Origin of the sequence: Pedobacter sp. BG31 (assembly GCF_042464845.1) — a bacterium.
In the GTDB taxonomy this organism is placed as follows: Bacteria; Bacteroidota; Bacteroidia; order Sphingobacteriales; family Sphingobacteriaceae; genus Pedobacter; species Pedobacter suwonensis.
The window spans coordinates 74,995-100,335 of the sequence record NZ_JBHNZK010000016.1 but is presented as its reverse complement, the minus strand read 5'-3'; the positions used below and the strand labels follow the sequence as shown (position 1 = coordinate 100,335).

Genomic DNA, 25,341 nt, shown 5'->3' with positions numbered 1-25,341 from the left:
TAAAGCCTTGGTTTTTAAACATACGGACTAGGGCTTTGGTCAACCAATAAACCAAATGAAAAAACTATTTATCTTCTTCGCAATTACTTTCAGTATACTGTCTGCACAGGCACAAATGCTGGGCAAAAATCAAGTCAATTCACGGGCCGATAGTCTGCGTGGCACACTCACTCCTTTACGTACCTGCTACGATATCAATTATTACCACCTGGACGTAAAAATCGATATCGATCAGAAATCAATTGTCGGAAGCAACGAATTTGCATTTACCGCTACACAGGATTTCACTAAACTGCAGTTTGATCTTTTTGATAACCTCAAAGTAGACAAAGTAGTGTATAAGGGTGCTGATTTACCTTTTACCCGAGAATACAATGCTGTTTTTGTAACCTTTCCTAAACCGGTAAAGAAAGGAAGCAAAGATAAATTTACCGTTTTCTATTCCGGTAATCCATTAGTTGCAAAAACGCCGCCCTGGGATGGTGGTTTTATCTTTAAAAAAGATGCTGCTGGCAATCCTTTCGTTTCTGTAGCCTGCCAGGGTTTAGGCGCAAGCGTATGGTGGCCCAATAAAGACCACCAGAGTGATGAGGTAGACAGTATGCTCATCAGCATTACTGTTCCTAAAACTTTACAGGAAATATCCAACGGAAGATTAAGAAATACGGTAAATCTACCCGATGGTTACAAACAATACAATTGGTTTGTTTCCAACCCCATCAACAACTATGATGTTACGTTTTACATTGGTAAATATGCCCACTGGCAGGATAGTTATGATGGCGAAAATGGGAAACTCAGCATTGACTATTGGGCACTACAAACAGACAGCGCCAAAGCACGCCCTCATTGGGACGCCGATGTTAAACCGATGCTTAAATGTTTCGAATATTGGTTTGGTCCCTATCCATGGTATAAAGATGGCTACAAACTGGTTCAGGCACCGCATTTAGGCATGGAACATCAAAGTGCGGTTGCTTACGGCAATCAGTTTAAACAAGGTTATTTAGGTAAAGATTTAAGCGGCACCGGACACGGCCTGAAATGGGATTTTATCACCATTCATGAGAGCGGCCACGAATGGTTTGGGAATAATATTACTGCAAAAGATATCGCCGATATGTGGATCCACGAAGGTTTTACCAATTATTCGGAAGTATTGTTTACAGAATGTACCGAAAGTAAAGCTGCTGCTGATGAATATGTAATCGGGCTACAGAAAATTATTCAGAATGATATACCTTTAATCGGTCCTTATAATGTAAACAAAGAAGGTTCAGGCGATATGTATCCGAAAGGTGCAAATCTGGTAAGTATCATCCGCCAGCTTATTAATGATGATGAAAAATTCAGACAGATTCTCCGCGGGTTGAACAAAACCTTTTATCATCAGACAGTAACTACTGCGCAGGTTGAAAATTACATTGCCAAACAGAGCGGCTTAAAATTAGATAAAATTTTCGATCAGTATCTTCGCCATACCAAGCCACCTGTTCTGGAATATAAAATCAGTAATGGTGTCCTGTCCTATCGTTGGTTAACTGATGTTAAGGGCTTTGATATGCCCGTACGTGTAACCTTAAAAGCAGGTGCGTATACTTTAATTAAACCAACCAATAATTGGCAAACCATTAAAGTAGATGCCGGCATAAATGCAGATAATTTTAAACACGATCCATTGTTTTATATCAATACAAAAAAATCGGGTTAGATCTCAAAGAAGTCAAGTTTTTGAAACTTGACTTCTTCCTTAAGGCACAATAGAAATTACTGATAGAGAGAATTAAATTTCGTGTTACGCAACTTTTTGAAAAAACCAACGTCTTATAGAAAAAGCTCATTATTTATCTAAAAAAACAAAATCTATAACCATGAAAAAAGTATTCGCCATATTATTAGCCTCTTTAACATTAAGCTTTAGCCTTAATGCCATTGCAAAAGATCAGATCAGCATCAACGCTTCCAAAAATAACAGCGACGAGAGAGTCGTGAAAAATTTTAATGGTGTTGCTGTAGCGGGCCCTATCAATGTGATTGTAACTTTCGGGAACAACGAAAGCTGCCGTTTAGAAGGTGATGCGGAAGCACTGGCCACAATTGTTACCGAAGTTAAAAGCAATATTTTAGTTATCCGTCCGCAAACCAGCATCACCAGTTGGTCTAGAAAATACGAAGGCAAAAAAATAACGGCTTATGTATCAGCAAAAGAATTAGCAAGTTTAACGGTTAGCGGTGATGGAAGTTTAGTCGTAAATGGGAAAATCAGCACAGGAAGCCTAACAACAACCGTTAGTGGTTCTGGAAATATTAAGGCAACAGCAGATGTAGATAACTATAGTGGTGTAGTCAGCGGTTCAGGATCAATCAATATTACAGGTGGTGCAGACCACTCAAAAGTAGTCATCAGCAGTTCTGGCACTTTTGCTGGTAAATCTTTTTCTACAAAAACATTAACCAGTACCATTAGCGGTTCAGGTACAGTGAACATTGCAGTTGGCGAAAGCATCAGGGCTGTCATTAGCGGGTCAGGAAGCGTTAACTATACGGGTAATCCTACTGTCGATAAAACAGTTATTGGCTCAGGTAGCGTAAGAAAAATATAAGATCAGATTCATTATAGAAGGAACGCCCCGGAGAAATCTGGGGCGTTTTTTATTCTTTACAGAAAAATATTTTTTTCTTCTGGAAAGCAAATACAGAAGCCCTTGGGTTATAGCAGTCCCGCCATTTGCTTTAGCCTTGATGCTACTTTAGTGCCGATTCATCGGTAAAGAATCAGGGGCTGCCGCTGCTGTCGGGTTTAGGATAGAAAGGTCTGCCCAAGTAACTTAAACCTAAGGGACAGAAGCGGGCACGAACGCAGAGAAGTAAAGCGGATGGCAGGACTTTCGCCACCGATGTACACAGGAACCTGCTTTCCAAAAAATTGTATTTCAACAGATTCAAATGTCGGTACGGCATACCAAAAACATTTATCACGATGCAAAAACACATGATACAAAGTGGTATTCAATTCAAAAAAATTATATTCGCTTATCACTTCCTTACTATGAAAAAAATATCATTAGCACTTTTATTTGTCAGTATAACCTACCTTGCCTATTCGCAGGAAGAAACCCTCAATAAAAAATACCGTCCCGTAGTTATTTCTTTCATCAATGCTGTTAAAAGTGGGGATGTAGAGAAAATGAGCGGCAAAATTAAGTATCCCTTAAACAGAGCTTACCCTATTCCGCCGATTAAAAACAAACAGGAATTTGTAAAACGTTACAAAGAAATATTTGATGATAATCTGGCTAAAAAGATCGTTAATAGTAAACCGGAAACCGATTGGAGTGACGTGGGTTGGCGTGGTATCATGTTGCTACGCGGCGAATTATGGCTTGATACCGATGGAAAATTAATTGCTGTTAACCATCAATCGAAGCTGGAAGCAGAAGAACAAGCCAGATTAATCAATGTAGAAAAAAACAGCGTTCATCCGTCAATTGGCAATTTTGAACAACCGGTACTTGTTTTCGAAACTGCTCAGTACCGGATCAGGATTGATGATCTGGGCAACGACAACTACCGATATGCCTCATGGCCAATAAAAAACAAAATGAGCGATAAGCCTAAATTAATTTTAACCAATGGCAAATTTAAGCCTGACGGCAGTGGCGGCAACCACAATTATCAATTTAAAAGCGGCGACTATATATACACCTGCTTTATCATTATAATGGGCGAAAAAAAAGCTCCTCCCGCACAATTAGTTATTACGAAGGCGGGAAAAGAAATATTATCTCAACCAGCAAAAAAAATCAACCCTTTATTGCAATAAATGCTTACCGAAACACTAAAAAAACTTTTTAACCGGGATCTTAGCAAGCTGAAATCTGAAATTGAAGCTTACCAAAACGAGGAAAATCTTTGGCGAACAGGCCATGGAATTGCTAATTCCGCGGGGAACCTCTGCCTCCACCTCGTGGGCAACCTGAATACTTACATCGGCGCTACTTTAGGTGGCAGCGATTATGTCAGGAACCGCGAACTGGAATTTTCCCTAAAAGATTTGCCAAAGCAGGAATTAATCAGCATGATCGAAGCAACCATCACCGTGGTGAGCAAAACTTTAGATCGGGTAAGCCAGGAGCAAATGGATAACGAGTATCCGACAAAGGTATTAGAGGAAAAAACCTCTACCGAATTTTTTCTCGTTCACCTCAGCACACATTTAACTTATCACCTGGGGCAAATTAATTACCATCGGAGGCTGTTGGATAGGTAATTGAAGCAGTTGTGAGCGATGAGCAGCCTAACCTGAATCACAGCGATCCCTAAGATTCAGGAAGAAATCTTTGGCTATGAAAAATCTTCCCTTCGCTAATGAGCCTAATGCATTAGCACGATGAAACTTCCGTGCTTTTTCTGTGTTTCCATGGTTATTATAAATCAGGTATCTTAAACAAAAAAAGAGGCCTCAACCTCTTTCAATTCGTATTAAAACTGGACCCCGAACAGCCAGATATTTTCAATGTAATTAATCTTCTGACTCGCATGGTCATATTCATCCCAACCTGTGGTGTGTACGTTCGTTAAATTAGTGGCACCAAATTTTGTGGTATTCTGCAGATAAACATTTCTCCAGATATAAAATTTAAGTCCAACTTTTGCCGAAACGCCATAACCTGAAATGCTGAAATGGTTATTTCTACCCTGGCCAAAAAGCCGCACATCTGATCGTGGCACCATTAATCCACCACCCAAACCTGTCTCCAAAGTCAAGGAAGTATTGCCTCCGGGTGCAACCCAGATATCATCATAACGCTCAATTTCAATATTGGCATAGTTAAAGCCATCAGTATGCTCATAAGTGAGCATATTCTCTTTCACGTTAATACTTTGCCCGTTATAATCGCCAGCCAAGCTTCCGGTGGGTGTGTTTGTAGGCGAAATATTGGAACCAATATGACCATCAATCGTAACGGTTTGCGGAATATCCATCACATACTTCATGTGATCCCAACCTATTGAAATGCTGTAATTATCTTTTAAAAAGTATCCAACGCGTATATCATACTGTGGCACAGTAATTAAACCCGGATTTAAATAACTCCAGCTCAATTTCGATTGTCGATCGTGTGCAACAACATCTTTTAAGGTAAAATCATAATTAGGCCCCTGAAACCTGATATCGCTCTTGCCGTACCAGGAGCTATTATAACCCCAGTTGAAAAAGAAATCGCCTTTACGCGAAAAATTTCTTCTATGTATAGGGTTAAATAAGCTTTTAGAAGTTGATATACGGTCTGTCGTAACGCTTTGAATTTCTTGTGCCTGCATCCGCTTGCCAAACAAGAATGCCAAAAAAAGAATGGTTATTTTTTTCACGTGGCAAATTGAGCAAAAAGACGAATCATTTACAATAGGTTTAACACTTCGCCGGGGCTTGTCAGGTAAAAAATGACTTTAAAACATTAAAACCTGGTGTATATGGCCAACTGAATAATGTTATTGACCGTATTGTTTGAAAGGCCATGTGTAGCCTGGTTCATATAACCAGCTTCCAGATCGAGTTGCTTCGAAAAACGATAACCTGCGGCAAGGTATAACCTGTTCTGATCAAACACACTGTTATTGATTTTGCTTTTGTTCTGAAGATTTAAAAAAACTTCGTTTTGTAAAGCCACAAAAGCCCCCTTGGTAAAAGCAGGCTGCGTTTTCTGTAAGGGCTGAATCAACCTCACAAAATAACGGAACCGCTGCGAAAATACATCCTCTCCGGTTCTGCCGATAAAACGTTGCTCAACCCTAAACCTATGACTTGCAAATACCGAACTGAGTTTATGATTGTAAATGTATTGTTCAAAAATACGGTGTTCGTGAAGTGTAAGATCGGCACTTCCCGTCATTTCTGTTGTGGTGGTCTGCCACAGATACCCTAATGCAACATTACTTTTGTTATTGATAAAATACTGCAACGCAGGCCTTACCAAAGTATTCCGCACATAGCCCCAATCATCGGCTGAACGGGCCTGAAAATCAAATTGCAATCCCCATTTATCATTAAACCTGGTGTTATTTAAAAACATAAACCAACCAGAATTTTGATGTTGGGTTTGCGCATATAGCTTTCCTGAAGCCATGATGAGTACCATCACGGCAGATAATAGCATTTTTTTCATAATAGATAAACCGGTTTTACCTGTGTGCCGCTAAATTAGTAGAAATATATGAGAGTCCGAAGTCAGGGGTCCGGGGTCAGATGTCTGAACGCCTAAATTACACCTCCAGCTTTGCGTTCTTCGCGAAGACCTCTGCTCACTTTGCGGTTAAAAAAAGTCGGGAGTCGGAGGTCCGGGGTCGGAAGTCCAATCGCCTAAATTATAACTCAAGCTTGGCGTTCTTCGCGAAGACCTCTGCTCACTTTGCGGTTAAAAAAAGTCGAAAGTCGGGGGTCAGAAGTACAATCGCCTGAATTACACCTCCAGCTCTGCGCTCTCCGTGAAACCTCTGCTCACTTTGCGGTTAAAAAAGTCGGAAGTCAAGGGTCCGGGGTCGGAAGTCCAATCGCCTAAATTATAACTCAAGCTTGGCGTTCTTCGCGAAGACCTCTGCTCACTTTGCGATTAAAAAAAGTCGAAAGTCGGGGGTCAGAAGTCCAATTGCCTGAATTATACCTCCAGCTTGGCGTTCTTTGCGAAAAACTCCGCTCACTTTGCGGTTAAAAGAGTCGGAAGTCAGGGGTCCGGGGTCAGAAGTCCAATCGCCTAAATTACATCTCCAGCTTGGCGTTCTTTGCGAAGACCTCCGCTCACTTTGCGGTTAAAAAAAGTGGGGAGTCGGAGGTCCGGGGTCAGAAGTCCAATTGCCTGAATTATACCTCCAGCTTGGCGTTCTTTGCGAAAAACTCCGCTCACTTTGCGGTTAAAAGAGTCGGGAGTCAGGGGTCCGGGGTCAGAAGTCTGATCGCCTAAATTTAAAATTCATTTAATGTTAAACAATTAAAAATATATCTTCGTTAAAGATTTGGGCATTAAGGCATTTTACATCACCTTAAAACTACGCTTATTTTAACATTACAAAACGTAAAAAAGAACAAAAATGATTATTGAACCTAGAATGAGGGGCTTTATCTGTTTAACCGCACATCCTGATGGCTGCGCGCAAAACGTAAAGAATCAAATTGAATATGTAAAATCTAAAGGCGCGATCAACGGCCCGAAAAAAGTATTGGTTATTGGCGCATCAACTGGTTTCGGTTTAGCATCGCGTATTACTGCTGCTTATGGCTCTGGCGCTTCTACCATTGGCGTATTTTTTGAAAAAGCACCTTCAGAAGGTAAAACAGCATCACCAGGCTGGTATAATACTGCAGCCTTCGAAAAAGAAGCTCATGCTGCAGGTTTGTATGCCAAAAGTATCAATGGCGATGCCTTCTCTAAAGAAATTAAAGACAAAACCATCGAGCTCATCAAAGCTGACCTTGGTCAGGTGGATCTTGTTATTTATAGCCTGGCTTCGCCTGTAAGAAAACACCCTGATACCGAAGTATTACACCGCTCTACCTTAAAACCTATCGGTGGTACCTATACCAATAAGACTGTCGATTTCCATACCGGTAAGGTGAGCGAGATATCCATTGAGCCAGCTACGGAAGAAGATATTGCCAATACCGTTGCCGTAATGGGCGGCGAGGATTGGGCCATGTGGATTGATGCCTTAAAAGCTGAAAATTTGCTTGCCGAAGGTGCAACCACCGTAGCTTATTCATATATAGGTCCTGCTTTAACTGAACCGGTATACCGCAAAGGGACAATTGGAAGAGCCAAAGATGATTTAGAAGCAACTGCATTTAAAATAGCTGATAAATTAAAAGATATTGAGGGCAAAGCCTATGTATCGGTTAATAAAGCGTTGGTAACGCAGGCAAGTTCTGCAATTCCGGTTATTCCGTTATATATTTCATTGTTGTACAAAGTGATGAAAGCAGAAGGCGTTCATGAAGGTACAATTGAGCAGATCCAACGTTTATATGCTGACCGGTTATACACAGGCAACGCCGTTCCTGTTGATGAAAAAGGAAGAATCAGAATAGACGATTGGGAAATGCGTGAGGATATTCAGTCTAAAGTGGCTAAACTTTGGGAAGAAGCTACTACTGAAACCTTGCCTGCAATAGGCGATTTACCTGGTTACAGATCTGATTTCTTAAGTTTATTTGGTTTCGAAATTGATCAGGTTGATTATCAAAAAGATGCCCAGGAAGTAGTAGAAATTGAAGGTTTGGTAAATTAAATCACTAATTCATAAGAGATGTGTCATTCCCAACTTAATTGGGAATCGTAATGCTAGGGGCTTTAAAATTTCCAGGTGCATGGAAATGACGAATTTTAAAACACAATCACAAACGGCTGGCCGAAAAGCCGGCCGTTTTCATTACAAATAAAATGATTTTCGATTTACAGCCCACGCTAGAACACGATTTAATCAAGGTAGTTCCGTTAAAAGAATCTGATTTTGAAGCGTTATTTGCTGTAGCTTCGGATCCTTTAATTTGGGAGCAGCACCCCAATAAAGACCGGTACAAAAGAGCGGTATTCGAAAATTTCTTTAAAGGGGCCATAGTATCAAAAGGTGCCTTTATCATTTACGAAAACGGAACGGATAAAATTGTGGGCAGTTCCAGGTACTACGATTTAGATGAAATTGACCATTCAGTTGCCATTGGCTACACTTTTATTGCGCGTGAGTTTTGGGGCAAGGGATATAATAAGGCTTTAAAAACGTTAATGTTCAATCATGCTTTTCAATTTATAGATAAAGTAGTATTACATATCGGTGCGACTAACTTTCGTTCGCAAAAATCAATTGAAAAATTAGGAGGTGTAAAAATCGATGAAATAGAGGTAGCCTATTATGGCGAGCCAATAAAATGGAATTACGTATACCAGATCGACAAGATATACTGGGAGACGTTGCAATAATATTTTAGCCATAGCGTTTAATATATAAAAGAAACTGCAGTTAACGATACTTAACCTCACGCCAGCTCGGCAAAACATCTTGCTCTAATCATGTGTTGTTACTCTAAATAGAGTGCAACACCGAATAAAATCGTGTTTGTACTTTAGTATTGTTATCTTTGTATAATTCTCCTTTCCACTCACCCTTCAAAAACAAAACAATTAAATAAAATATGGCTAAATCTCAGGCAACATACAGTAAAAAAGAGAACGAAAAAAAACGATTAAAAAAACAAAAAGACAAACAAGAAAAAAAAGAAGAACGTCAGGCTAATGCTAAAAAAGGCTTAACGCTTGAAGATATGATGGCGTACGTTGATGAAAACGGGAACATCTCTTCTACTCCGCCAGACCCGAAGAAAAAGAAAGTTATTAATACAGAAGATATTCAGATCGGCATTTCAAGACAAGAAGACATCGTTGATGAAAACCCGGTAAAAAAAGGAACAGTCACTTTCTTTAACGACAGCAAAGGCTACGGTTTTATTAAAAACACTGAAACACAAGACAGTATTTTCGTTCATGCAAACGGTTTAATCACCCAGATTAAAGAAGGTGATAAAGTTACGTTTGAAGTAGAAATGGGCCAAAAAGGACCAACGGCAGTTAAAGTATCAAAAGTTTAACCGCTAACACGCTATTCGCTTTGCAACTCCTAATTGCAAAAACATGATTAAAATTTTGCAGAAAACTCTGCTGCGCCAGGTTTTATAACCACTTTATAATTCCGTCTATTTAAGCATAAAACCTTGCGCATAATTTTTTTCATCAACTTATTTTCTGAAATCCTTTTTAGAAGATCATCTCGATATATTTCTATCAAACCATTTTAGCTTGTGCATTAGCCTGAATATTTAAGTGGGCAACTTGTATTATGTAATTCTATTTTTATCCGGGCTATTAATACTTAATTTATCTTACTGTATGTAAACTACATAGGGTTATTATTTAGCGAATTGTAGCTTTTATAAAGCGACTATCGTTTATAAAAATAAAAAAAACATAATCTCGGTGTGGAATTTGCATATCATTTACATCATTACAGTACACACAAAGAAAAATAGATATGAAACCTGCATAAGCAGAAAAGCTAAATATAAAAAAGCTTATGCAAGCTTCATAACAGTTAAAAAACACTACAAATTATGAAAAAGTTAATAGCACTAGCCCTGGTTGCATTTTTAGGTTTATCCTCAGCAATGGCCCAACAAGTAGATTTACGTAGAAAAATAAGCGTAAGCGGTACCTCAGAAACAGAAGTTACCCCCGATATCATCTACATCGGTATTTCACTTAAAGAATATTTAAACGGAAAGAAAAAAGTTGATATTACAGAGTTGGAAAAACAATTGTATGCCGCAGTACAAAAAGCAGGTATTGCAAAAGAAAATCTAACCATTAGCAACTTAAGCAGCTGGAATTATGCTACGGAAAAGAAAAAAAATCCTGATTTCCTGGCCAGTAAACAGTACCGTTTAAAAGTCAGCGATCTAAACAAATTCAACCTTATATTAGAATCTTTAGATGCTAAAGGAATTGCCAATACGAATATTGAAAGTTACGATTATTCTAAAATCGAAACCTTAAAAAAAGAGCTTAAAGTTAAGGCCTTATTGGCCGCAAAAGAGAAAGCAACATATATGGTAGAGGCACTAGGCGATAAATTAGGTAGTGTGATCGAGATACAAGATGGCGGGGACAATGTAATGCAACCTGTTTACAGAAATTATGCAATGAAAGCTGAAATGGCCGACGCTTCCAGTGCACCTGAAATTGATTTCAAGAAAATTAAACTGAATTTTACAGTAAATGCGGTTTTCGAGATCAAATAAGAATTTCAATAATAAATTAATGCTTTTAAAACCTACCAGAACATTTTGGTAGGTTTTTTGTTACCTAGAGATTGAACACTAAAAAATTAGATATTATGAAAAAATTCATCTACACACTTGCGCTGGTATTTGCTTTAGGCATTAGCTTTAATTCAGCTCAGGCAGCTGACAAACCTGCGAAAAACCCAACAGAATTATCTGCAGAACAAGCAGTGAAACTGGAAAAAATTAAAACCCGTGTTGAAGAAATCAGAGACATGGACAAATCGAACTTAACCAGAGCAGAGCGTAAGGCTTTACGTAGCGAGTTAAAAGAATTAAAAGGTCAGGCCCGGGCCATTTCTGGTGGTGTTTACCTTTCAGTTGGCGCAATCATCATCATTATTTTGTTATTGATCCTGATTTTATAATCGCAAGAAACACATCTATCTATAAAAACAAAAAGCTTTGCAACGCTGCAAAGCTTTTTTTATTAGAAATATCGTCATTGCTGTGACGATTCATCGAAAACTAATCAATCCTATCAAAGCCGGTATACTTCACTAAAGCTTCCGGAATTTTAATTCCATTTTCAGTTTGATAATTTTCTAAAATAGACGCCACGATGCGGGGCAAGGCCAGTGCGCTTCCGTTTAATGAGTGTGCCAACTGCGCTTTTCCCTCTTTGCCTTTAAAACGTAGTTTCAAACGGTTGCTCTGGTAGGTTTCAAAGTTTGATACAGAAGAAACTTCCAGCCAGCGTTCCTGGGCAGCACTCCATACCTCCATATCGTAGGTCATGGCGGAAGTAAAGCCCATATCACCACCACATAAACGCAAAACGCGGTAGTGTAATCCCAGTTCTTTCAATAAAGATTGCACATATTGGCTCATCTCCTCTAAAGTTTCATAAGATTTATCCGGATGGGTAACCTGAACCACCTCAACCTTATCAAACTGGTGTAAACGGTTTAAACCACGTACATGAGCACCGTATGAGCCTGCTTCCCTACGGAAGCAAGGTGTATAAGCTGTATTTTTTATCGGTAAATCTTCTTCTTTAAGAATGACATCACGGTACAAATTGGTTACCGGAACTTCTGCTGTCGGGATTAAATATAAATCATCAACAGTTGAATGGTACATTTGCCCTTCTTTATCTGGTAACTGGCCAGTACCAAAGCCTGAAGCTGCATTAACCAAATGCGGTACCTGCATTTCTTTATAACCTGCAGCAGTTGCATGATCTAGAAAGAAATTGATCAGCGCCCGCTGTAACCTCGCTCCTTTTCCTTTATAAACAGGAAAACCAGCACCAGTGATTTTTACGCCTAATTCGAAATCGATGATATCATATTTCGCCGCAAGCTCCCAATGTGGTAACGCTTTGCTTGGTAACTGAGCAGGCTCGCCATGTGTTAAAACAACCTCGTTTTCTTCTGCAGTAGATCCCTTTTTTACCAGGTGATAGGGTAAATTAGGCAATTGAACAATCAAATTGTGCTGAGCAGTTTCCAACTCATTCAATTGATCACTCAGGTTTTTAATATTTTCCTTGTGAGAAGCCGTTTGTGCCTTAATGGCCTCCGCTTCTTCTTTTTTACCCGTACGCATTAAATCGCCAATCTGCTTGGCAGCTGCGTTAGCTTCAGCAGAAATGCTATCCAACGAAGTTTGAGTGGAACGACGTTCTTCATCAATTCTAATGATTTCGTCTACCAGTTCTGGTTGTTTAAAATTACGGATACTTAAACGTTCTAAAACTTTCTCTCTATTTTCGCGGATATAGTTAACTTGCAGCATTATTTAATTTTTTAAGCAAAGATAATAATTAAGTCGTCATTGCGAACGCAGTGCGGCAATCTCTACACAAAAAGATTGCTTCGTCGTTCCTTCTCGCAATGACGAACACAGAAAAATATGGATGGCAAACTCTTTCTCGTACCAACGCCCATAGGCAATCTGGAGGATATGACCTTTAGGGCAATCCGTATATTAAAAGAATGCGACCTGATCCTCGCTGAAGATACCCGTACCAGTGCCCCTATGCTCAAACATTTTGGGATCGACAAAAGAGTTTTCTCACACCACCAGCACAATGAACACAAGGCCACTTCAGAAATCATCAGGTTTTTAAACGAAGGTCAAAAAATTGCCCTCATCTCTGATGCCGGTACGCCCGCCATTTCAGATCCTGGTTTTTTTCTGGTACGCGAAGCCCTGAAAAATGATATCGCGGTAGAATGTTTACCAGGTGCAACAGCTTTTGTTCCTGCCCTGGTTAACTCGGGTTTACCTGCTGATGCATTTTGTTTCGAAGGTTTTTTGCCGGTTAAAAAAGGCAGGCAAACCAAATTTAAAAAATTGGCTGAAGAGGAACGTACCATTATACTTTACGAAAGTCCGCACCGTTTATTAAAAACTTTAGAGGAGTTTGCGCAGTATTTGGGTGCCGACAGGCAGGCATCCGTAAGTAGAGAGCTGACTAAGATGTTCGAAGAAACGGTTCGCGGAACCTTGCTGGAAATAAAATCACATTTTGAAAACAATACTTTAAAGGGAGAATTTGTAATTTGCATAGCGGGGAAACCCAATATTAAAAGCAAAAACAAATATGAAGATGCTGAAGATTAGCATCAAAAATCTAAACCACAATACAATTTTAAAAATATCATGATGAGTATAGATAGATTTCTGAGTGACGAACAAGACCCAAAAGCGGTTGAAAAAGTTATTGGAAAATTAAACGACCTGCTAACCACAGGCGAAGAACTTTTATATTTAGCCGTACAGAAAAAACCAGCGGTAAACTTGTTACCAGATAGCATTGCAATCTCCAATAAGCGGATTTTCTATTGCGAGCCTGGTAATTTGGGCTTAACGATGAATTTCAAAGATATTTCGTGGAAAAGCATTAAAGAAGTTTCGTTTAAAGAAGAATTTTTTGGTTCTAAATTTATATGTGTTCCGCAACATGGCGAAAATATCGTAACCGAATTTATCCCGAAAGTGCAGGCACGTAAATTACATCAGGCTGCCAATCAGCAACTAGAGGAGTATAAAGAAATGCTGCGCCAGCAAAAACTGGAAGAAAACCGTGCAACAGCCTCCCCCATTAATTTAACTGCCCAGCCTATTGCCGAAATACCTGCTTATGAACCCGCGCCAGAACCTGCACAACCTGTAATCCAAATTGCTGAGGTGGTAGAAGAGCCGGAAGACGAAACCACGTTAAAATTGCGGAAGCTAAAAACTTTATACGATAAACACCTGATTACCCAGGAAGAATATGAGGCTAAAAAAGCAAATATTTTAGATAGTTTGTAGATTAAAAACTGCTGTCATGATGAGGCACGAAGCATATTTAACATACCCCTAATGTACTACGTTAGCAAAAACAAAGTCAGTTTTCTATCGCATAGAGATTCTTCCTGCGTCAGAATGACAAGTATTTTCATATGAAATCTAAACAAACCTATCTCCTCGCTCTCTTAAGTGCATGCTTACTTTGGCTGGCCTGGCCACCAATGCCTTTTACCACACCGCTGTTATTAATTGGCCTGGTGCCTTTGTTCATTGCACTGAATGCCATTTCAAACGATTCCGGAAAGAAACAGGGTAAAAGAATTTTCCTAACGGCAGGTTTAACTTTTTTAGTCTGGAATACAGCATCAATTTATTGGGTTTATAATGCGATCAGTGCTTATAATGGACCGCTTGTAGCCCTACCGGTCTCATTAATTCCATTTGGATTAAGTGCATTGTTAATGACTTTTGCTTTTTGGTTATACTACAGGCTAGGTAAATATGTAAATAACAAGATGGCTTATCTGGGCTTGATTTCCTTTTACATCGCCTTAGAATATCTGCAGCAAACCTGGGATTTAGCTTTCCCCTGGATGACCTTGGGTAATGGCTTGGCAGGTATGCACCAATTGGCCCAATGGTATGATTATACCGGTGTTTATGGTGGTTCGCTGTGGATTTTATTGAGCAATATCCTGGCTTTTGAAGCTTACCAGAAATTCAGATCACAAACCGGCTATTTAAGGTTTAGAACAGCGGGTATCTGGGCTTTGGCAGTGATTATTCCCATCAGCATTTCGTTAACCAAATACTCTACTTCCACACAAAAAGGAACACCAAGTAATGTAGTAGTGGTTCAGCCAAATATCGATCCTTACCAAAAACTGGAAAATATACCACCAGCCGAACAAATCAATATATTGACACACTTGTCAGATTCCATCGGACAAACCAATACCGAGTATTTTATCTGGCCGGAAACGGCTATTCCAAATTACGCTGATGAAGATCGGATCAGGAGCAATAACGATTTCATCACGCTGCAAAACTTTTTATCAAAGTATAAAAACGGAACATTGATTACAGGCATAGAAAGCATTAAAATTTATCAGGATAAAAGAACAATAACCTCAAAATTTGATAACCAACGGGGTATTTATTTTGATAATTTTAACACCGCCATGCAGGTAGAGAACTCTGCCAATGTTCAGTTTTACCATAAGTCCAAACTGGTTCCCGGGGTAGAAAAAATGCCCTTCCCAAAAGTATTTTCGTTTTTAGACGGCGTTTTTGCTCAGTTGGGCGGAACTGTTGGCGGATGGGGCTGGCAAGATAAGCCGAGTGTGCTATATGCGCAAAGCGGCATTGGTGTTGCGCCTGTGGTTTGTTATGAAAGTTTGTGGGGCGATTGGATTGGTGAACAGGTTAAAGATGGTGCACAATTTATCGCGATTATCACCAATGATGGGTGGTGGGGAAATACTTCAGGGAAAGACCAGCACATGATGTATGCCAAACTCAGGGCAATTGAAACCCATCGTGATGTAGCACGCTCGGCCAATACCGGAATATCCTGCTTTATCAACCAACGCGGCGATGTAATCCAAAAGACCAAATGGTGGACCAGAACTGCATTAAAGGCCAATATCAACCTGAATGACGAGATTACCTTTTATGTAAAAAGCGGAGATATTATTGCAAAATTGCTGAGCATTACCGCCGTTCTTTTAGCTTTGATTATTCCATATAGAAAATGGATCAGGAAAACGGGCCATGCTTAAACAACAATACGATTTCGTTTTATCCTCCAGGAATACCCTTTTAACTTATGTAGGGCAAATTTCAGAACATGATTTTTTAACCAATAACAGTTCGTTCGGCAGAGGCTCCATCAGAAATTTGTTGGTTCATATTTGTCAGACCTATTGCGCATGGATTGGCGAAAGGGCCTTGGGCATTGAACAGGAGTTTTTACTTTTCGAAAGGTACCAGACTTTACACGACTGCCAAACTTATTTTGAACAGGCAGATGAATATATTGCTTTATTTACAGAAAAATTTAAAGGAAATGAGTTGCATAAAATGGAATTGGACAAAAACGGAGCGATTTTAACTGTAAATCCTTTACAGTTGTTCACCCATGTCATCACTCACGAGTTTCATCACAAGGGGCAAATCATGTCGCTAAGCAGGCATTTGGGCTATACACCGGTAGATGCCGATATTATCAGATAAAATTATGCAAAAAATAGAAAACCTCCGCTGGTCGATATTACTCTTATTATTAACCCTAAATTTTAGCTGCGACCAGTTTTCTAAAAGAATTGTTCGTAACGAGATCAGCGATTACGAAAACATCAGCATTATAAAAGACCATTTCACCTTAACCAGAGTAGAAAACACCGGGGCATTTTTGAGCCTGGGCGATAACATGCCCTACATTTTCAGGCTCATTATTTTAACAGGTTTACCCCTATTATTTTTGCTCTACGGTTTATATTTTCTATTTACCAAACGTAACTTGCCGATGACCATGCAAATTGCTTTGTGTTTTCTGATCGGCGGTGGTGTAGGCAATTTATATGATCGGATTTTGCATGGATCGGTTACCGATTTTATGCACATGGATTTTTACCTCTTCCAAACAGGTGTTTTTAATTTTGCCGATATTTCGATTATGATAGGTATAACTATATTGCTTTTTCAATCGTTAAGAGGTAAAATGGTTCAGGAAGAACCAATGGATAAGGCCGGATAATCACATGATTTCTTAACAAAGAATTGCCGGCTTTACACAAACATATTTTTATCTTTAGGTGTTAAACAATCTAAAAATAAAATCCGATTATGAAAAGAAATGCAACAGCCGTATGGCAAGGTTCTATCAAAGAAGGCAGTGGTAACATCACTACACAAAGCACTACTTTAAATAACACTCAATATTCTTTCAATACCCGTTTTGCAGATGGTGTGGGTACAAATCCAGAGGAATTGATTGCTGCTGCACATGCAGGCTGTTTTACCATGAAACTATCTGCTAACTTAACTGAAGCAGGGTTTACAGCCGATAAACTGGAAACAAAATGTGAAATCAACCTTGATCCGTCAAAAGGTGAAATTGTAGAATCGCATTTAACTTTAACAGCTTCTGTACCAGATTTAACACAGGAAAAATTCGATGAGCTGGTAGCAGATGCAGAGAAAAACTGCCCGATCTCTAAATTATTGAATACAACCATTACAGTTGATGCTACTTTAGCTTAAAACGTAACGGTAAACCCCTAATCGTCATTTCGAGCGGAGTAAAACGTAGTAGAGAAATCAATTCAAAAGATTTCTCCATTCCGCTACGCTTCAGTCGAGATGACGACCTTTCTGCAATTCACAGTTTCAACAACTACCTGTTAACAGTTTTCAGTTTGTAATCCACAGTTTAACAATCTCAGTAATTGATCAGTTAAACAACTAAACCATATATTTCCCTACAATTGGCATTCTTCTGCCCATGCCGAAGGCTTTGGGCGATACCCTTAAAATAGGTGGTGTTTGGTAACGTTTAAATTCGGCAACATTAACCATCTTTAGGATACGTAAAACCAATGCCTCATCAAATCCCTGAGCAATAATGGCTTTTGAGCCTTGTTTCCTTTCAATATGCTGGTATAATATTTTATCGAGGATTTCATATTCAGGTAAAGAATCAGAATCTTTCTGATCAGGCCTCAATTCTGCTGATGGTGGTTTAACAATGATGTTAACCGGTATAATTTCCCTTTCCTTATTGATGTACTTCGCGAGTTCAAAAACCTGCATTTTATATACATCACCAATCACACCAATTGCACCGCACATATCGCCATACAGCGTGCCATATCCTACTGCACATTCGCTTTTGTTTGAGGTATTTAATAAAATATAGCCAAATTTATTGCTCATCGCCATGTTGATAATGCCGCGGATCCGCGCCTGGATATTCTCTTCAGTAAGGTTAAAAGGCAAACCTTTAAACGCTGGCGCCAATATATTGTCAAAAGCTTCTGTAACCTCTTTAATAGGCACAATTTCGTGCATACAACCAATATTGTTCACCAAATCCAAAGCGTCCTGAACAGAATGGTCGGATGAATATTTAGAAGGCATTAAAACGGCCATTACATTCCCGGGGCCTAATGCGCGACAAGCCAGGGCACAAACCACCGCTGAATCAATTCCGCCAGACAAACCTAAAACGGCTTTACTAAATCCAGACTTCCCAAAATAATCTTTTATGCCTAAAACCAGTGCATCATGAATCTGTTCAATATCTGTTAATCTTTCCGATTGCGGATACTTATTGCGTACATTTTCAACCTCTTCAAGATCAAATACCTGAAGATCCTCTTCAAAATATTTCATCTCTGCTTTCATGGCTCCATCAGCATCAAAAACCAAAGAACCGCCATCAAAAATAATCTCCGTCTGCGCCCCAACCTGGTTTACATAGAAAACTGGCAGGCTGTACTTTTTTGCATTATCGGCCAGTACTTTAATGCGTTCATCATCATGGGTATAAGAGAAAGGTGACGCTGCGATATTAATCATTACATCTGGCTGCCCTTTAATCAACTCATCCATTGGATTTGATATATACAATGGATTATCGTTAATATTCCAAAGGTCTTCACAAATGGTCAAGGCAATTTTTTTACCTTTAAAATCGATACAGTTAAATTGTGTGGCCGGTTCAAAATAGCGATATTCATCAAACACATCATAAGTTGGCAACAATGCTTTTTTCACCACTGCCTTAACTTTTCCATCCTCAATGAAATAAGCTGCGTTATAAAGGTCTTTCCCCTGCAATAGGTCATTTTTAACAGGGAGCCCAACAATACACGCAATATCGATACAGGACTTTGCTATTTCATGGGCCGCGGTTTCACACAACCCAATAAATTCATCAAACTCCAGAAAATCTCTCGGCGGGTAACCACAAATAGCCAATTCGGCAAAAACAACCAGATCTGCCCCTTTGTCTTTTGCCAATTGAATATATTCAGTTATTTTTCTGGTGTTGGCCTCAAAGTTCCCGATGTGGTAATTAAGTTGTGCTAGTGCTATTTTCATGTTAAATGTGTCAGGTAGTGAGTATCAAGTAGTAAGTATCTGGTATCAAGTAGTGAGTATCTGGTATCAAGTAGTGCATATTGAGTATCAAGACAGCTATTCGGATTAAAAGAATACGCCGAAATTAAGTGCTAAATAGTGATTTCTAACATCTCTGGTTTTATCGGTTACGATATTAGTGAAACCGTTATTAAAAGTTAACCCGGCCACTATACTGGTATTGCCCGAAATATCAAATTCCCCACCGCCACCAATAATTAATCCGGCGCGATAAAATTTGATGTGATCAGACACATTTAAATTATCACCAACAACCATACCATCGGTAACCGCATTTTGTTTTGCACTGATGTTAATTGAATTAGACAATCCAAACTGACCATACCAGCGTTTTCCATCAGTTTTCACGGTCTTAAGCTTAACAGTTAAAGGCAGCTCTACGTATTGTAGCTTATATTTTAAATCGTAAGCTTTTGGTGCTGTACTGCCACTTGCTGCATAATAAGGTGAAACATTGGCCTCTGTGCTTTTACCATTAACAGAAGTAATAGTTAAGGCCGAAGAAAAACTATAATTTGGAGCAAAATTAAAGTCACCAATCAATCCATATGAAAAGCCCAGGGCTACTCCCTCAGTTTTTCCCTGCTCAGGTTTAATCCAGCCAAAAGTTGGACTCGCGGTTAATCCTAACCTAAAACCGTAACTGGTTAAGGGCGAATTTTGTGCCCAGACGCCGAAACTTAAAACAGATAAAATTAAAATGGTTGATATTTTTTTCATGCTATAGGTGTTTATATATTTGTGTTACATGATGTATAACGTAAAACACTGGCAAATTTATCTAATTTTTCTTTTTGCCATCATATTTATTTCCTGCAAACATAGCAACCGGCCTGATGTTAGTAATATAGAGGTAAACATCAAAATTGAAAGATTTGATCAGGAACTTTTTAATGGAAAAAATAAAAATGTACTTGAAGTAAATAACCAACTTGCTTCAAAGTACGGGATGTTTTATGACGATTTTATCCATCGGATTTTAGACAGTAAATTTTCCAACACCGAATCGTTGACTAACTTATACCATGATCAGGCCTATACGGATTTAAGCAAGGAAGTGGATAGTGTTTTTCCAGATTTAAAAGCACAGGAAGAGGGATTAAACCAGACTTTTAAATACATTAAATATTATTATCCAAAAGCGAAGATTCCCAAATTCATTTCTTTTGCCTCAGGCTTTGCTTACCAGATGCCTGTTGGAGATAATTATCTGGGCATCGGTTTAGACATGTTTCTGGGTAAAGACAGCAAATTTTACAGGGCCATTGTGCAAAGTGTACCCCTTTACCTTTCGAGGAGGTTCACGCCTGCATATATTGTGCCCCGTGTAGCCGAAACTTATGCCCATGAAGAACTTTTTGCGGAGCCTGATGATAACAGGACTTTATTATCTAAAATGATTTTTCAGGGAAAGATTTTATACTTTCTTGATCAGGTTTTACCCGAGAATGTAGGTGATTCTACCAAAATCGGATATACCCAACAGCAATTAGACTGGGTACAAAACTTTGAAGGGGACATTTGGGCATATTTTCTGGAGAATAATTATCTTTTCGAAACCGACTATCAAAAAATCCAGGTATTTTTATCAGAAGGACCTTTTACGCCAGGTTTAGGCGAAAATAGAGAATCGGCACCAAAATTGGGCGTATGGATAGGCTGGCAAATTGTGAGGAAATATATGAGTACGCATCCAGATGTTACTTTGCAACAGTTAATGGTTGATAACGATGTACAGAAAATCTTAAATCAATCGAAGTATAAACCAAAGCAACAGAGGTAGTTTACCGTTAGCAGAAACCTGTTATATCAAAATCAGTTCAAATATTAACCTAAGGAAAAAATGAAAGTCGGCATTGTATTATCGGGCGGAGGTATTAGAGGAATCGCGCATTTAGGTGTTTTGAAGGCCTTCAGTAATTTAGGGATTACCTTTAGCCACATTAGCGGAACAAGTGCAGGCGCCATAGCGGGATCTTTTTTTGCTGCCGGCATAGACCCAGAAGAAGGGTTAAATATTTTCCTTAAAACAAAGCTTTGGCGCTTTGTACGTCCGGCGGTAGGTTCGCTAGGATTGATTAATATTGAAAATACTGCTTTGATTCTGAAGGAATATTTTCCTGAAGATTCTATAGAAAAGCTAAAGATACCTTTAACCATTGCTGCCGTAAATTTTAGTGAAGGCCGGTTGGTTTACTTTACGAAAGGACCACTCATCAGGGCTGTCCATGCCTCAAGTTGTATACCCGGCATTTTTAAACCCATCATGATTGATGGCCAAATGTATGTAGATGGTGGCATTTTAAACAATTTTCCGGTTGAACCTTTAATGGATGACTGCGATTTTATTATAGGCTCATCCTGTAACCACCTTAAACCAGTCGATAAAATTACCGGTATTACCAATTTGATGGGCCGCGCAGGAATCATGTCAATCAATCATGATATGGAAAGAAAAGCTAAATTTTGCAATGTACTGATCGAACCTAAAGGTCTGGGAGCCATTAGTACATTCGACATGAAACGTGCAGAAGATATTTACTGGCTGGCGCATGAAGAGGCCTTAATTACCATTAAAAACAGTCCGACGATTTCCGAATTAATTACAAAATAAGAAACTAATCTTATAAATATTTTTAAGAAAAAATAATATAACTCATGTCTGACTATAATTTATTATTCAGGAAAATTCCTTATTATTAGCTGAAGATATTAATCTGGCAGTTTCATTATATAAACTTTCCGGTTTAAAAATTGGCTGTGGAATAAACAATATCAAGACTTACACCCGGGTAGACAAAGCCTATTTATTATAATACCCGATCAATCCCCTCATTGTCCTCGTTTGCAACGAGGATAGAAGAGAATGGCGATTGTATCGCCGGGGAGGAAACATTTCTGTGTGACTGATGCAATCACATTACCAATATGGTCTCCAACAATCCTCATTGAAAACGAGAGGATTATATTAATTAGTTTTTAAGGCTACTAAACGTTCGCCCACTAGTACCGGGATTGTTTTGCACAGATTCAACTGCAAACAAAAAACAACATCTTCTTCTATATTCAACTGGGCCAAGCGATGGCTATGTGATGATTTGTGGAGATATTTCCTTAAATCTCCTTTAGCTAAGGCATACAGATCTTCGGCTGCCACACTGGAATCATCAAAATGTTCAAAATTCTGACGCAGATTGCTTACTACAGCACCTGCAAAAAGCGTATCCTCTAAGTTGAACTGATCTTTCCAACCTGCGCAAAGCAAAAGCACATTTTTATCCTGACTTTTCAGATAATCACAAATTGAATCTAAGTTTAAGAAAGATCCTATTAAAACCTGGTAGGCTCTTTTCTGTGCCAAATGTAAAGCCTTGGTACCATTTGTAGTGGTTAGCACAACCGTTTTTCCATTCACTTTTTCTTGCGTATAAGAGAATGGCGAGTTGCCGAAATCATAACCTGCTACAACCTCTCCATTTCGTTCGGCTGCCAATAAAAATCCACTGTCACGATAATTTAAACAATCATCTACCTGAGCTACGGGAATAATTGCTTCAGCTCCGTTATCTATTCCATAGGTAATGGAAGAGGTAGCCCTCAAAATATCGATCACCACCACAATACTCTGCTCAATATCGTATAAATCGATCAAGGCTGGCGTTAAACAAACTTCTATTTTTTTCGACATTTTAAGAGATTTATTTATTAATTATTTCCTTTACCTTTTCTTCAAGAAGTTTTTGATCAGGTAGATAGAGTTGATATTTGGAGACGAATATTTTATTAGAAAGTCCCCTGTGGCATATTTAACCAAAAACTCATTTTTATCTGCAGCAATAATAATCCCAATTGGGTCATTATCTCCCTTAACATTTTCTTCTTCTTTAAAATAGTTAAGGTAAAAGTTCATTTGACCGATATCTTGGTGCTTTACCTTTTTTGTTTTCAGATCAATAAGTACGAAGCATCTTAATATTCGGTGATAAAAAACGATGTCAACAAACATATGTTCATTATCTACAGTTATTTTAAACTGCCTGGCTACAAATGAAAAGCCTTTACCAAGCTCCAATAAAAATTTCTGTAGATTATCAATAAGTTTTTTCTCGAGTCCTGATTCCTTAATTACACTTCCCATAGGGATATTTAAAAACTCAAATACATAAGGATCCCGTACCAAATCGTCAGTACTATGGAACATCTGACCTTTCTCGGCCAAAGTCAGTACACCGTTTTTATCTTTACTGAGCGCAAGCCTTTGAAATAAAGCTGAATCAATCTGCCGCTTCATCTCCCTAAAACTCCAATTTTCTTTTATGGCCTGGGTTTCATAGAAATTTCGGGCTAGGTCATCAGAAACGGTTAGAAGCTCAGCATAATGACTCCAGCTTAGTAAAACGACAGACGATGTTTGGCTATGTGGCAATTCGCCAGACACTGTCTGGCGAATTAAATTCTGATCTGTTAATGACTGAAATTTAGGATATTTAATATAGAATAAGCGCATCAGTTGCAAACTCGAACGGCTAAAGCCTTTCCCAAATTTCAACTTCAGATCTGCAGAGAGGGTCACTAACAACTCCTTCCCATAATCAGCCCTAGGCTTGCCTTGCTGTTCAAAATCAACAATATAGCGTCCAATTTTCCAATTAGCAGTAATCAATTCAGTATTAATTGCTTTTACCGCATTTTGCCTGGCCGTTTTTAAGGTAGATTCTATTTGATAAAGCAGCTCATAATATTTATTTTCTTCCGTTTTCATAAGTTCAAAAATATTACTGCTTTAACTTTAAACCTTATTTATAAAAAGGAAACTTAACTACTTTAGCTTTAATCGGTGTATTGCGGATCAAAATAAAAACTTCAGTTCCTTCTTTAGCGAAATCTTTTGCAACGTAACCCATACCGATTGCCTTTTGCAAAGAAGGTGCCTGGGTACCAGAAGTTACTTTACCAATGACATTTCCTTCAGCATCAGCAATTTGATAATCATGCCGCGGAATACCACGGTCGATCATTTCAAAACCAACTAATTTCTTTTGAACGCCAGCTTCTTTTTGCGCCAATAATGCTTCTGAATTGGTGAAAGATTTAGAAAATTTAGTAATCCAACCTAAACCGGCTTCAATTGGCGAAGTCGTATCATCAATATCATTTCCGTATAAACAAAAACCCATTTCTAAACGTAAAGTATCACGGGCACCTAAACCAATTGGCTTAATATTGTATGCCGCACCCGCTTCAAAAATGGCATCCCAGATCTGATCCGCGTATTGATTTTCGAAATAAATTTCGAAGCCACCTGCACCGGTATAACCTGTTGCAGAAATTACCACATTTTCAACTCCGGCAAAAGTGCCTTTTACGAAAGTATAATATTCCATTGATGCTAAATCAACTTCGGTTAAACTTTGTAACGCATCAGCTGCCTTTGGTCCTTGAATAGCTAACAGAGAAGTTTGATCAGAAATATTATGCATTTCTACGCCTTCTGTATTAAACTGTTGTATCCAGTTCCAATCTTTTTCAATGTTCGATGCATTTACCACCAACATATAGGTTTTATTATCTATCTTGTAAACCAAAAGGTCATCAACAATACCACCATCTTTATTGGGCAAGCAAGAGTACTGCACTTTTCCGTCATATAACTTAGCGGCATCGTTACTGGTTACTCTTTGAATAAGGTCTAATGCATTTTCACCTTTAAGAATAAACTCACCCATGTGGCTCACATCAAAAACACCTACTCCATTACGAACTGTTGCATGTTCGGCATTAATACCTTCATAAGTAACAGGCATATTATAACCTGCAAATGGAACCATTTTAGCGCCTAAAGCGATGTGTTTTTCTGTTAATGCGGTATTTTTCATCCGTAAATTTTATTTTTTATGAATAATGAAGCGATTACAATTTTAACCCCAATTATGGCGATTTTATGCTTATTCTTCGCGGGGCAAAACTACTAAGAAAAAGACAAAATTTTGAGGTAAATTTTATAGGCGTTTTTTAGACTGAAAACTGATTTGATGAGGAACTTCAGGCTT

At 38.7% G+C, this 25,341-nt stretch carries 25 protein-coding genes; 17 read left to right on the top strand and 8 right to left on the bottom strand.

Translation table 11 applies throughout. From position 1 onward, the window contains the following. The first annotated feature begins 55 nt into the window (after positions 1 to 55). The 4 genes from ACFE6N_RS17990 to ACFE6N_RS17975 all read left to right on the top strand — a co-directional run bounded on the left by ACFE6N_RS17990 (position 56) and on the right by ACFE6N_RS17975 (position 4,270). Positions 56 to 1,711 carry a M1 family metallopeptidase gene (locus ACFE6N_RS17990; protein ID WP_378938681.1) on the top strand — a complete coding sequence of 552 codons (1,656 nt, stop codon included), beginning with the start codon at positions 56 to 58 and terminating at the stop codon, positions 1,709 to 1,711. Between the two features lie 160 nt (positions 1,712 to 1,871). After that, positions 1,872 to 2,603 carry a head GIN domain-containing protein gene (locus ACFE6N_RS17985; protein ID WP_378938679.1) on the top strand — a complete coding sequence of 244 codons (732 nt, stop codon included), beginning with the start codon at positions 1,872 to 1,874 and terminating at the stop codon, positions 2,601 to 2,603. A 446-nt stretch (positions 2,604 to 3,049) separates the two neighbouring features. Continuing rightward, positions 3,050 to 3,823 (top strand): hypothetical protein, encoded by a 774-nt coding sequence (locus tag ACFE6N_RS17980; RefSeq protein ID WP_378938677.1) that lies wholly within the window; start codon positions 3,050 to 3,052, stop codon positions 3,821 to 3,823. Then, positions 3,824 to 4,270 (top strand): DinB family protein, encoded by a 447-nt coding sequence (locus ACFE6N_RS17975; RefSeq protein ID WP_378938675.1) that lies wholly within the window; start codon positions 3,824 to 3,826, stop codon positions 4,268 to 4,270. A gap of 212 nt (positions 4,271 to 4,482) precedes the next feature. Here ACFE6N_RS17975 and ACFE6N_RS17970 read toward each other — a convergent pair whose 3' ends face one another. Together ACFE6N_RS17970 and ACFE6N_RS17965 are read right to left on the bottom strand one after the other, a co-directional pair. Continuing rightward, positions 4,483 to 5,373, bottom strand: coding sequence for a hypothetical protein (locus tag ACFE6N_RS17970; RefSeq protein ID WP_378938673.1), 891 nt, complete (start codon positions 5,371 to 5,373; stop codon positions 4,483 to 4,485). Between the two features lie 86 nt (positions 5,374 to 5,459). Further along, positions 5,460 to 6,167 carry a DUF2490 domain-containing protein gene (locus ACFE6N_RS17965; RefSeq protein ID WP_378938670.1) on the bottom strand — a complete coding sequence of 236 codons (708 nt, stop codon included), beginning with the start codon at positions 6,165 to 6,167 and terminating at the stop codon, positions 5,460 to 5,462. Between the two features lie 919 nt (positions 6,168 to 7,086). On the opposite strand from ACFE6N_RS17965, the gene fabV reads away from it, so the two are divergent. The 5 genes from fabV (at position 7,087) to ACFE6N_RS17940 (ending at position 11,250) form a co-directional block, all read left to right on the top strand. Continuing rightward, positions 7,087 to 8,280 carry an enoyl-ACP reductase FabV gene (gene fabV / locus ACFE6N_RS17960; protein ID WP_378938668.1) on the top strand — a complete coding sequence of 398 codons (1,194 nt, stop codon included), beginning with the start codon at positions 7,087 to 7,089 and terminating at the stop codon, positions 8,278 to 8,280. A 152-nt stretch (positions 8,281 to 8,432) separates the two neighbouring features. Next, complete coding sequence (locus tag ACFE6N_RS17955; RefSeq protein WP_378938666.1) at positions 8,433 to 8,969, top strand: GNAT family N-acetyltransferase; 537 nt, start codon at positions 8,433 to 8,435, stop codon at positions 8,967 to 8,969. Between the two features lie 212 nt (positions 8,970 to 9,181). Further along, positions 9,182 to 9,634, top strand: a complete 453-nt coding sequence (locus tag ACFE6N_RS17950) for a cold-shock protein (RefSeq protein WP_090983040.1) — start codon at positions 9,182 to 9,184, stop codon at positions 9,632 to 9,634. Positions 9,635 to 10,153: 519 nt separating this feature from the next. Continuing rightward, on the top strand, positions 10,154 to 10,840 hold the full coding sequence (locus tag ACFE6N_RS17945; RefSeq protein ID WP_378938663.1) for an SIMPL domain-containing protein: 687 nt from the start codon (positions 10,154 to 10,156) through the stop codon (positions 10,838 to 10,840). Between the two features lie 95 nt (positions 10,841 to 10,935). Further along, complete coding sequence (locus tag ACFE6N_RS17940; RefSeq protein WP_090983032.1) at positions 10,936 to 11,250, top strand: hypothetical protein; 315 nt, start codon at positions 10,936 to 10,938, stop codon at positions 11,248 to 11,250. A gap of 100 nt (positions 11,251 to 11,350) precedes the next feature. Here ACFE6N_RS17940 and serS read toward each other — a convergent pair whose 3' ends face one another. Further along, complete coding sequence (gene serS / locus ACFE6N_RS17935) at positions 11,351 to 12,622, bottom strand: serine--tRNA ligase (protein ID WP_378938661.1); 1,272 nt, start codon at positions 12,620 to 12,622, stop codon at positions 11,351 to 11,353. A 117-nt stretch (positions 12,623 to 12,739) separates the two neighbouring features. Here serS and rsmI point away from each other — a divergent pair, with 117 nt between their 5' ends. The 6 genes from rsmI (at position 12,740) to ACFE6N_RS17905 (ending at position 17,389) form a co-directional block, all read left to right on the top strand. Continuing rightward, a complete protein-coding gene (rsmI, locus tag ACFE6N_RS17930) occupies positions 12,740 to 13,453 on the top strand; it encodes a 16S rRNA (cytidine(1402)-2'-O)-methyltransferase (RefSeq protein ID WP_378938659.1) in 714 nt (237 codons plus the stop codon). A 39-nt stretch (positions 13,454 to 13,492) separates the two neighbouring features. After that, the gene (locus tag ACFE6N_RS17925) at positions 13,493 to 14,146 is read left to right on the top strand and encodes a PH domain-containing protein (protein WP_090983025.1); all 654 of its coding nucleotides are present in this window, start codon (positions 13,493 to 13,495) and stop codon (positions 14,144 to 14,146) included. Positions 14,147 to 14,277: 131 nt separating this feature from the next. Then, positions 14,278 to 15,906: an apolipoprotein N-acyltransferase gene (gene lnt, locus ACFE6N_RS17920; protein ID WP_378938657.1), complete on the top strand. Its 1,629-nt coding sequence runs from the start codon at positions 14,278 to 14,280 to the stop codon at positions 15,904 to 15,906. Further along, positions 15,899 to 16,360, top strand: a complete 462-nt coding sequence (locus tag ACFE6N_RS17915) for a DinB family protein (protein WP_378938655.1) — start codon at positions 15,899 to 15,901, stop codon at positions 16,358 to 16,360. The genes lnt and ACFE6N_RS17915 overlap by 8 nt, the downstream gene beginning before the upstream one ends. 4 nt (positions 16,361 to 16,364) lie before the next feature. Beyond that, positions 16,365 to 16,883 (top strand): signal peptidase II, encoded by a 519-nt coding sequence (gene lspA, locus ACFE6N_RS17910; protein ID WP_378938653.1) that lies wholly within the window; start codon positions 16,365 to 16,367, stop codon positions 16,881 to 16,883. 89 nt (positions 16,884 to 16,972) lie between these two features. Further along, the gene (locus ACFE6N_RS17905; RefSeq protein WP_090983017.1) at positions 16,973 to 17,389 is read left to right on the top strand and encodes an OsmC family protein; all 417 of its coding nucleotides are present in this window, start codon (positions 16,973 to 16,975) and stop codon (positions 17,387 to 17,389) included. 201 nt (positions 17,390 to 17,590) lie between these two features. On the opposite strand, the gene ACFE6N_RS17900 is transcribed toward ACFE6N_RS17905, so the two are convergent. Beyond that, positions 17,591 to 19,231, bottom strand: a complete 1,641-nt coding sequence (locus ACFE6N_RS17900) for an NAD+ synthase (RefSeq protein ID WP_378938650.1) — start codon at positions 19,229 to 19,231, stop codon at positions 17,591 to 17,593. A 105-nt stretch (positions 19,232 to 19,336) separates the two neighbouring features. Then, entirely contained in the window at positions 19,337 to 20,011 is a 675-nt protein-coding gene (locus tag ACFE6N_RS17895; protein ID WP_378938648.1) for a porin family protein, read from the bottom strand. 28 nt (positions 20,012 to 20,039) lie between these two features. Here ACFE6N_RS17895 and gldB point away from each other — a divergent pair, with 28 nt between their 5' ends. Beyond that, positions 20,040 to 21,074, top strand: a complete 1,035-nt coding sequence (gldB, locus tag ACFE6N_RS17890; protein ID WP_378938645.1) for a gliding motility lipoprotein GldB — start codon at positions 20,040 to 20,042, stop codon at positions 21,072 to 21,074. Between the two features lie 60 nt (positions 21,075 to 21,134). Then, on the top strand, positions 21,135 to 21,905 hold the full coding sequence (locus ACFE6N_RS17885) for a patatin-like phospholipase family protein (RefSeq protein WP_090983009.1): 771 nt from the start codon (positions 21,135 to 21,137) through the stop codon (positions 21,903 to 21,905). Positions 21,906 to 22,259: 354 nt separating this feature from the next. On the opposite strand, the gene ACFE6N_RS17880 is transcribed toward ACFE6N_RS17885, so the two are convergent. Genes ACFE6N_RS17880 through gcvT form a run of 3 tightly spaced genes read right to left on the bottom strand, consistent with a single transcriptional unit; the run spans position 22,260 to position 25,167 of the window. Then, on the bottom strand, positions 22,260 to 22,979 hold the full coding sequence (locus ACFE6N_RS17880; RefSeq protein WP_378938643.1) for a 2-phosphosulfolactate phosphatase: 720 nt from the start codon (positions 22,977 to 22,979) through the stop codon (positions 22,260 to 22,262). Positions 22,980 to 23,009: 30 nt separating this feature from the next. After that, a complete protein-coding gene (locus ACFE6N_RS17875; protein WP_378938641.1) occupies positions 23,010 to 24,053 on the bottom strand; it encodes a YhcG family protein in 1,044 nt (347 codons plus the stop codon). A gap of 34 nt (positions 24,054 to 24,087) precedes the next feature. After that, complete coding sequence (gcvT, locus tag ACFE6N_RS17870) at positions 24,088 to 25,167, bottom strand: glycine cleavage system aminomethyltransferase GcvT (RefSeq protein WP_090983005.1); 1,080 nt, start codon at positions 25,165 to 25,167, stop codon at positions 24,088 to 24,090. Between the last annotated feature and the right edge of the window lie 174 nt (positions 25,168 to 25,341).

Bases quoted from the DNA above. Each gene is read 5' to 3' on its own strand.
- ACFE6N_RS17980 (WP_378938677.1), top strand. From the start codon at position 3,050: ATGAAAAAAATATCATTAGCACTTTTATTTGTCAGTATAACCTACCTT.
- ACFE6N_RS17950 (WP_090983040.1), top strand. From the start codon at position 9,182: ATGGCTAAATCTCAGGCAACATACAGTAAAAAAGAGAACGAAAAAAAA.
- ACFE6N_RS17955 (WP_378938666.1), top strand. From the start codon at position 8,433: ATGATTTTCGATTTACAGCCCACGCTAGAACACGATTTAATCAAGGTA.
- ACFE6N_RS17965 (WP_378938670.1), bottom strand. From the start codon at position 6,167: ATGAAAAAAATGCTATTATCTGCCGTGATGGTACTCATCATGGCTTCA.
- gcvT (WP_090983005.1), bottom strand. From the start codon at position 25,167: ATGAAAAATACCGCATTAACAGAAAAACACATCGCTTTAGGCGCTAAA.
- ACFE6N_RS17900 (WP_378938650.1), bottom strand. From the start codon at position 19,231: ATGAAAATAGCACTAGCACAACTTAATTACCACATCGGGAACTTTGAG.
- ACFE6N_RS17875 (WP_378938641.1), bottom strand. From the start codon at position 24,053: ATGAAAACGGAAGAAAATAAATATTATGAGCTGCTTTATCAAATAGAA.
- ACFE6N_RS17905 (WP_090983017.1), top strand. From the start codon at position 16,973: ATGAAAAGAAATGCAACAGCCGTATGGCAAGGTTCTATCAAAGAAGGC.
- ACFE6N_RS17915 (WP_378938655.1), top strand. From the start codon at position 15,899: ATGCTTAAACAACAATACGATTTCGTTTTATCCTCCAGGAATACCCTT.
- ACFE6N_RS17880 (WP_378938643.1), bottom strand. From the start codon at position 22,979: ATGTCGAAAAAAATAGAAGTTTGTTTAACGCCAGCCTTGATCGATTTA.
- ACFE6N_RS17940 (WP_090983032.1), top strand. From the start codon at position 10,936: ATGAAAAAATTCATCTACACACTTGCGCTGGTATTTGCTTTAGGCATT.
- ACFE6N_RS17990 (WP_378938681.1), top strand. From the start codon at position 56: ATGAAAAAACTATTTATCTTCTTCGCAATTACTTTCAGTATACTGTCT.
- lnt (WP_378938657.1), top strand. From the start codon at position 14,278: ATGAAATCTAAACAAACCTATCTCCTCGCTCTCTTAAGTGCATGCTTA.
- ACFE6N_RS17885 (WP_090983009.1), top strand. From the start codon at position 21,135: ATGAAAGTCGGCATTGTATTATCGGGCGGAGGTATTAGAGGAATCGCG.
- ACFE6N_RS17895 (WP_378938648.1), bottom strand. From the start codon at position 20,011: ATGAAAAAAATATCAACCATTTTAATTTTATCTGTTTTAAGTTTCGGC.
- rsmI (WP_378938659.1), top strand. From the start codon at position 12,740: ATGGATGGCAAACTCTTTCTCGTACCAACGCCCATAGGCAATCTGGAG.
- ACFE6N_RS17975 (WP_378938675.1), top strand. From the start codon at position 3,824: ATGCTTACCGAAACACTAAAAAAACTTTTTAACCGGGATCTTAGCAAG.
- lspA (WP_378938653.1), top strand. From the start codon at position 16,365: ATGCAAAAAATAGAAAACCTCCGCTGGTCGATATTACTCTTATTATTA.
- fabV (WP_378938668.1), top strand. From the start codon at position 7,087: ATGATTATTGAACCTAGAATGAGGGGCTTTATCTGTTTAACCGCACAT.
- ACFE6N_RS17925 (WP_090983025.1), top strand. From the start codon at position 13,493: ATGATGAGTATAGATAGATTTCTGAGTGACGAACAAGACCCAAAAGCG.
- ACFE6N_RS17985 (WP_378938679.1), top strand. From the start codon at position 1,872: ATGAAAAAAGTATTCGCCATATTATTAGCCTCTTTAACATTAAGCTTT.
- ACFE6N_RS17945 (WP_378938663.1), top strand. From the start codon at position 10,154: ATGAAAAAGTTAATAGCACTAGCCCTGGTTGCATTTTTAGGTTTATCC.
- serS (WP_378938661.1), bottom strand. From the start codon at position 12,622: ATGCTGCAAGTTAACTATATCCGCGAAAATAGAGAGAAAGTTTTAGAA.
- gldB (WP_378938645.1), top strand. From the start codon at position 20,040: ATGATGTATAACGTAAAACACTGGCAAATTTATCTAATTTTTCTTTTT.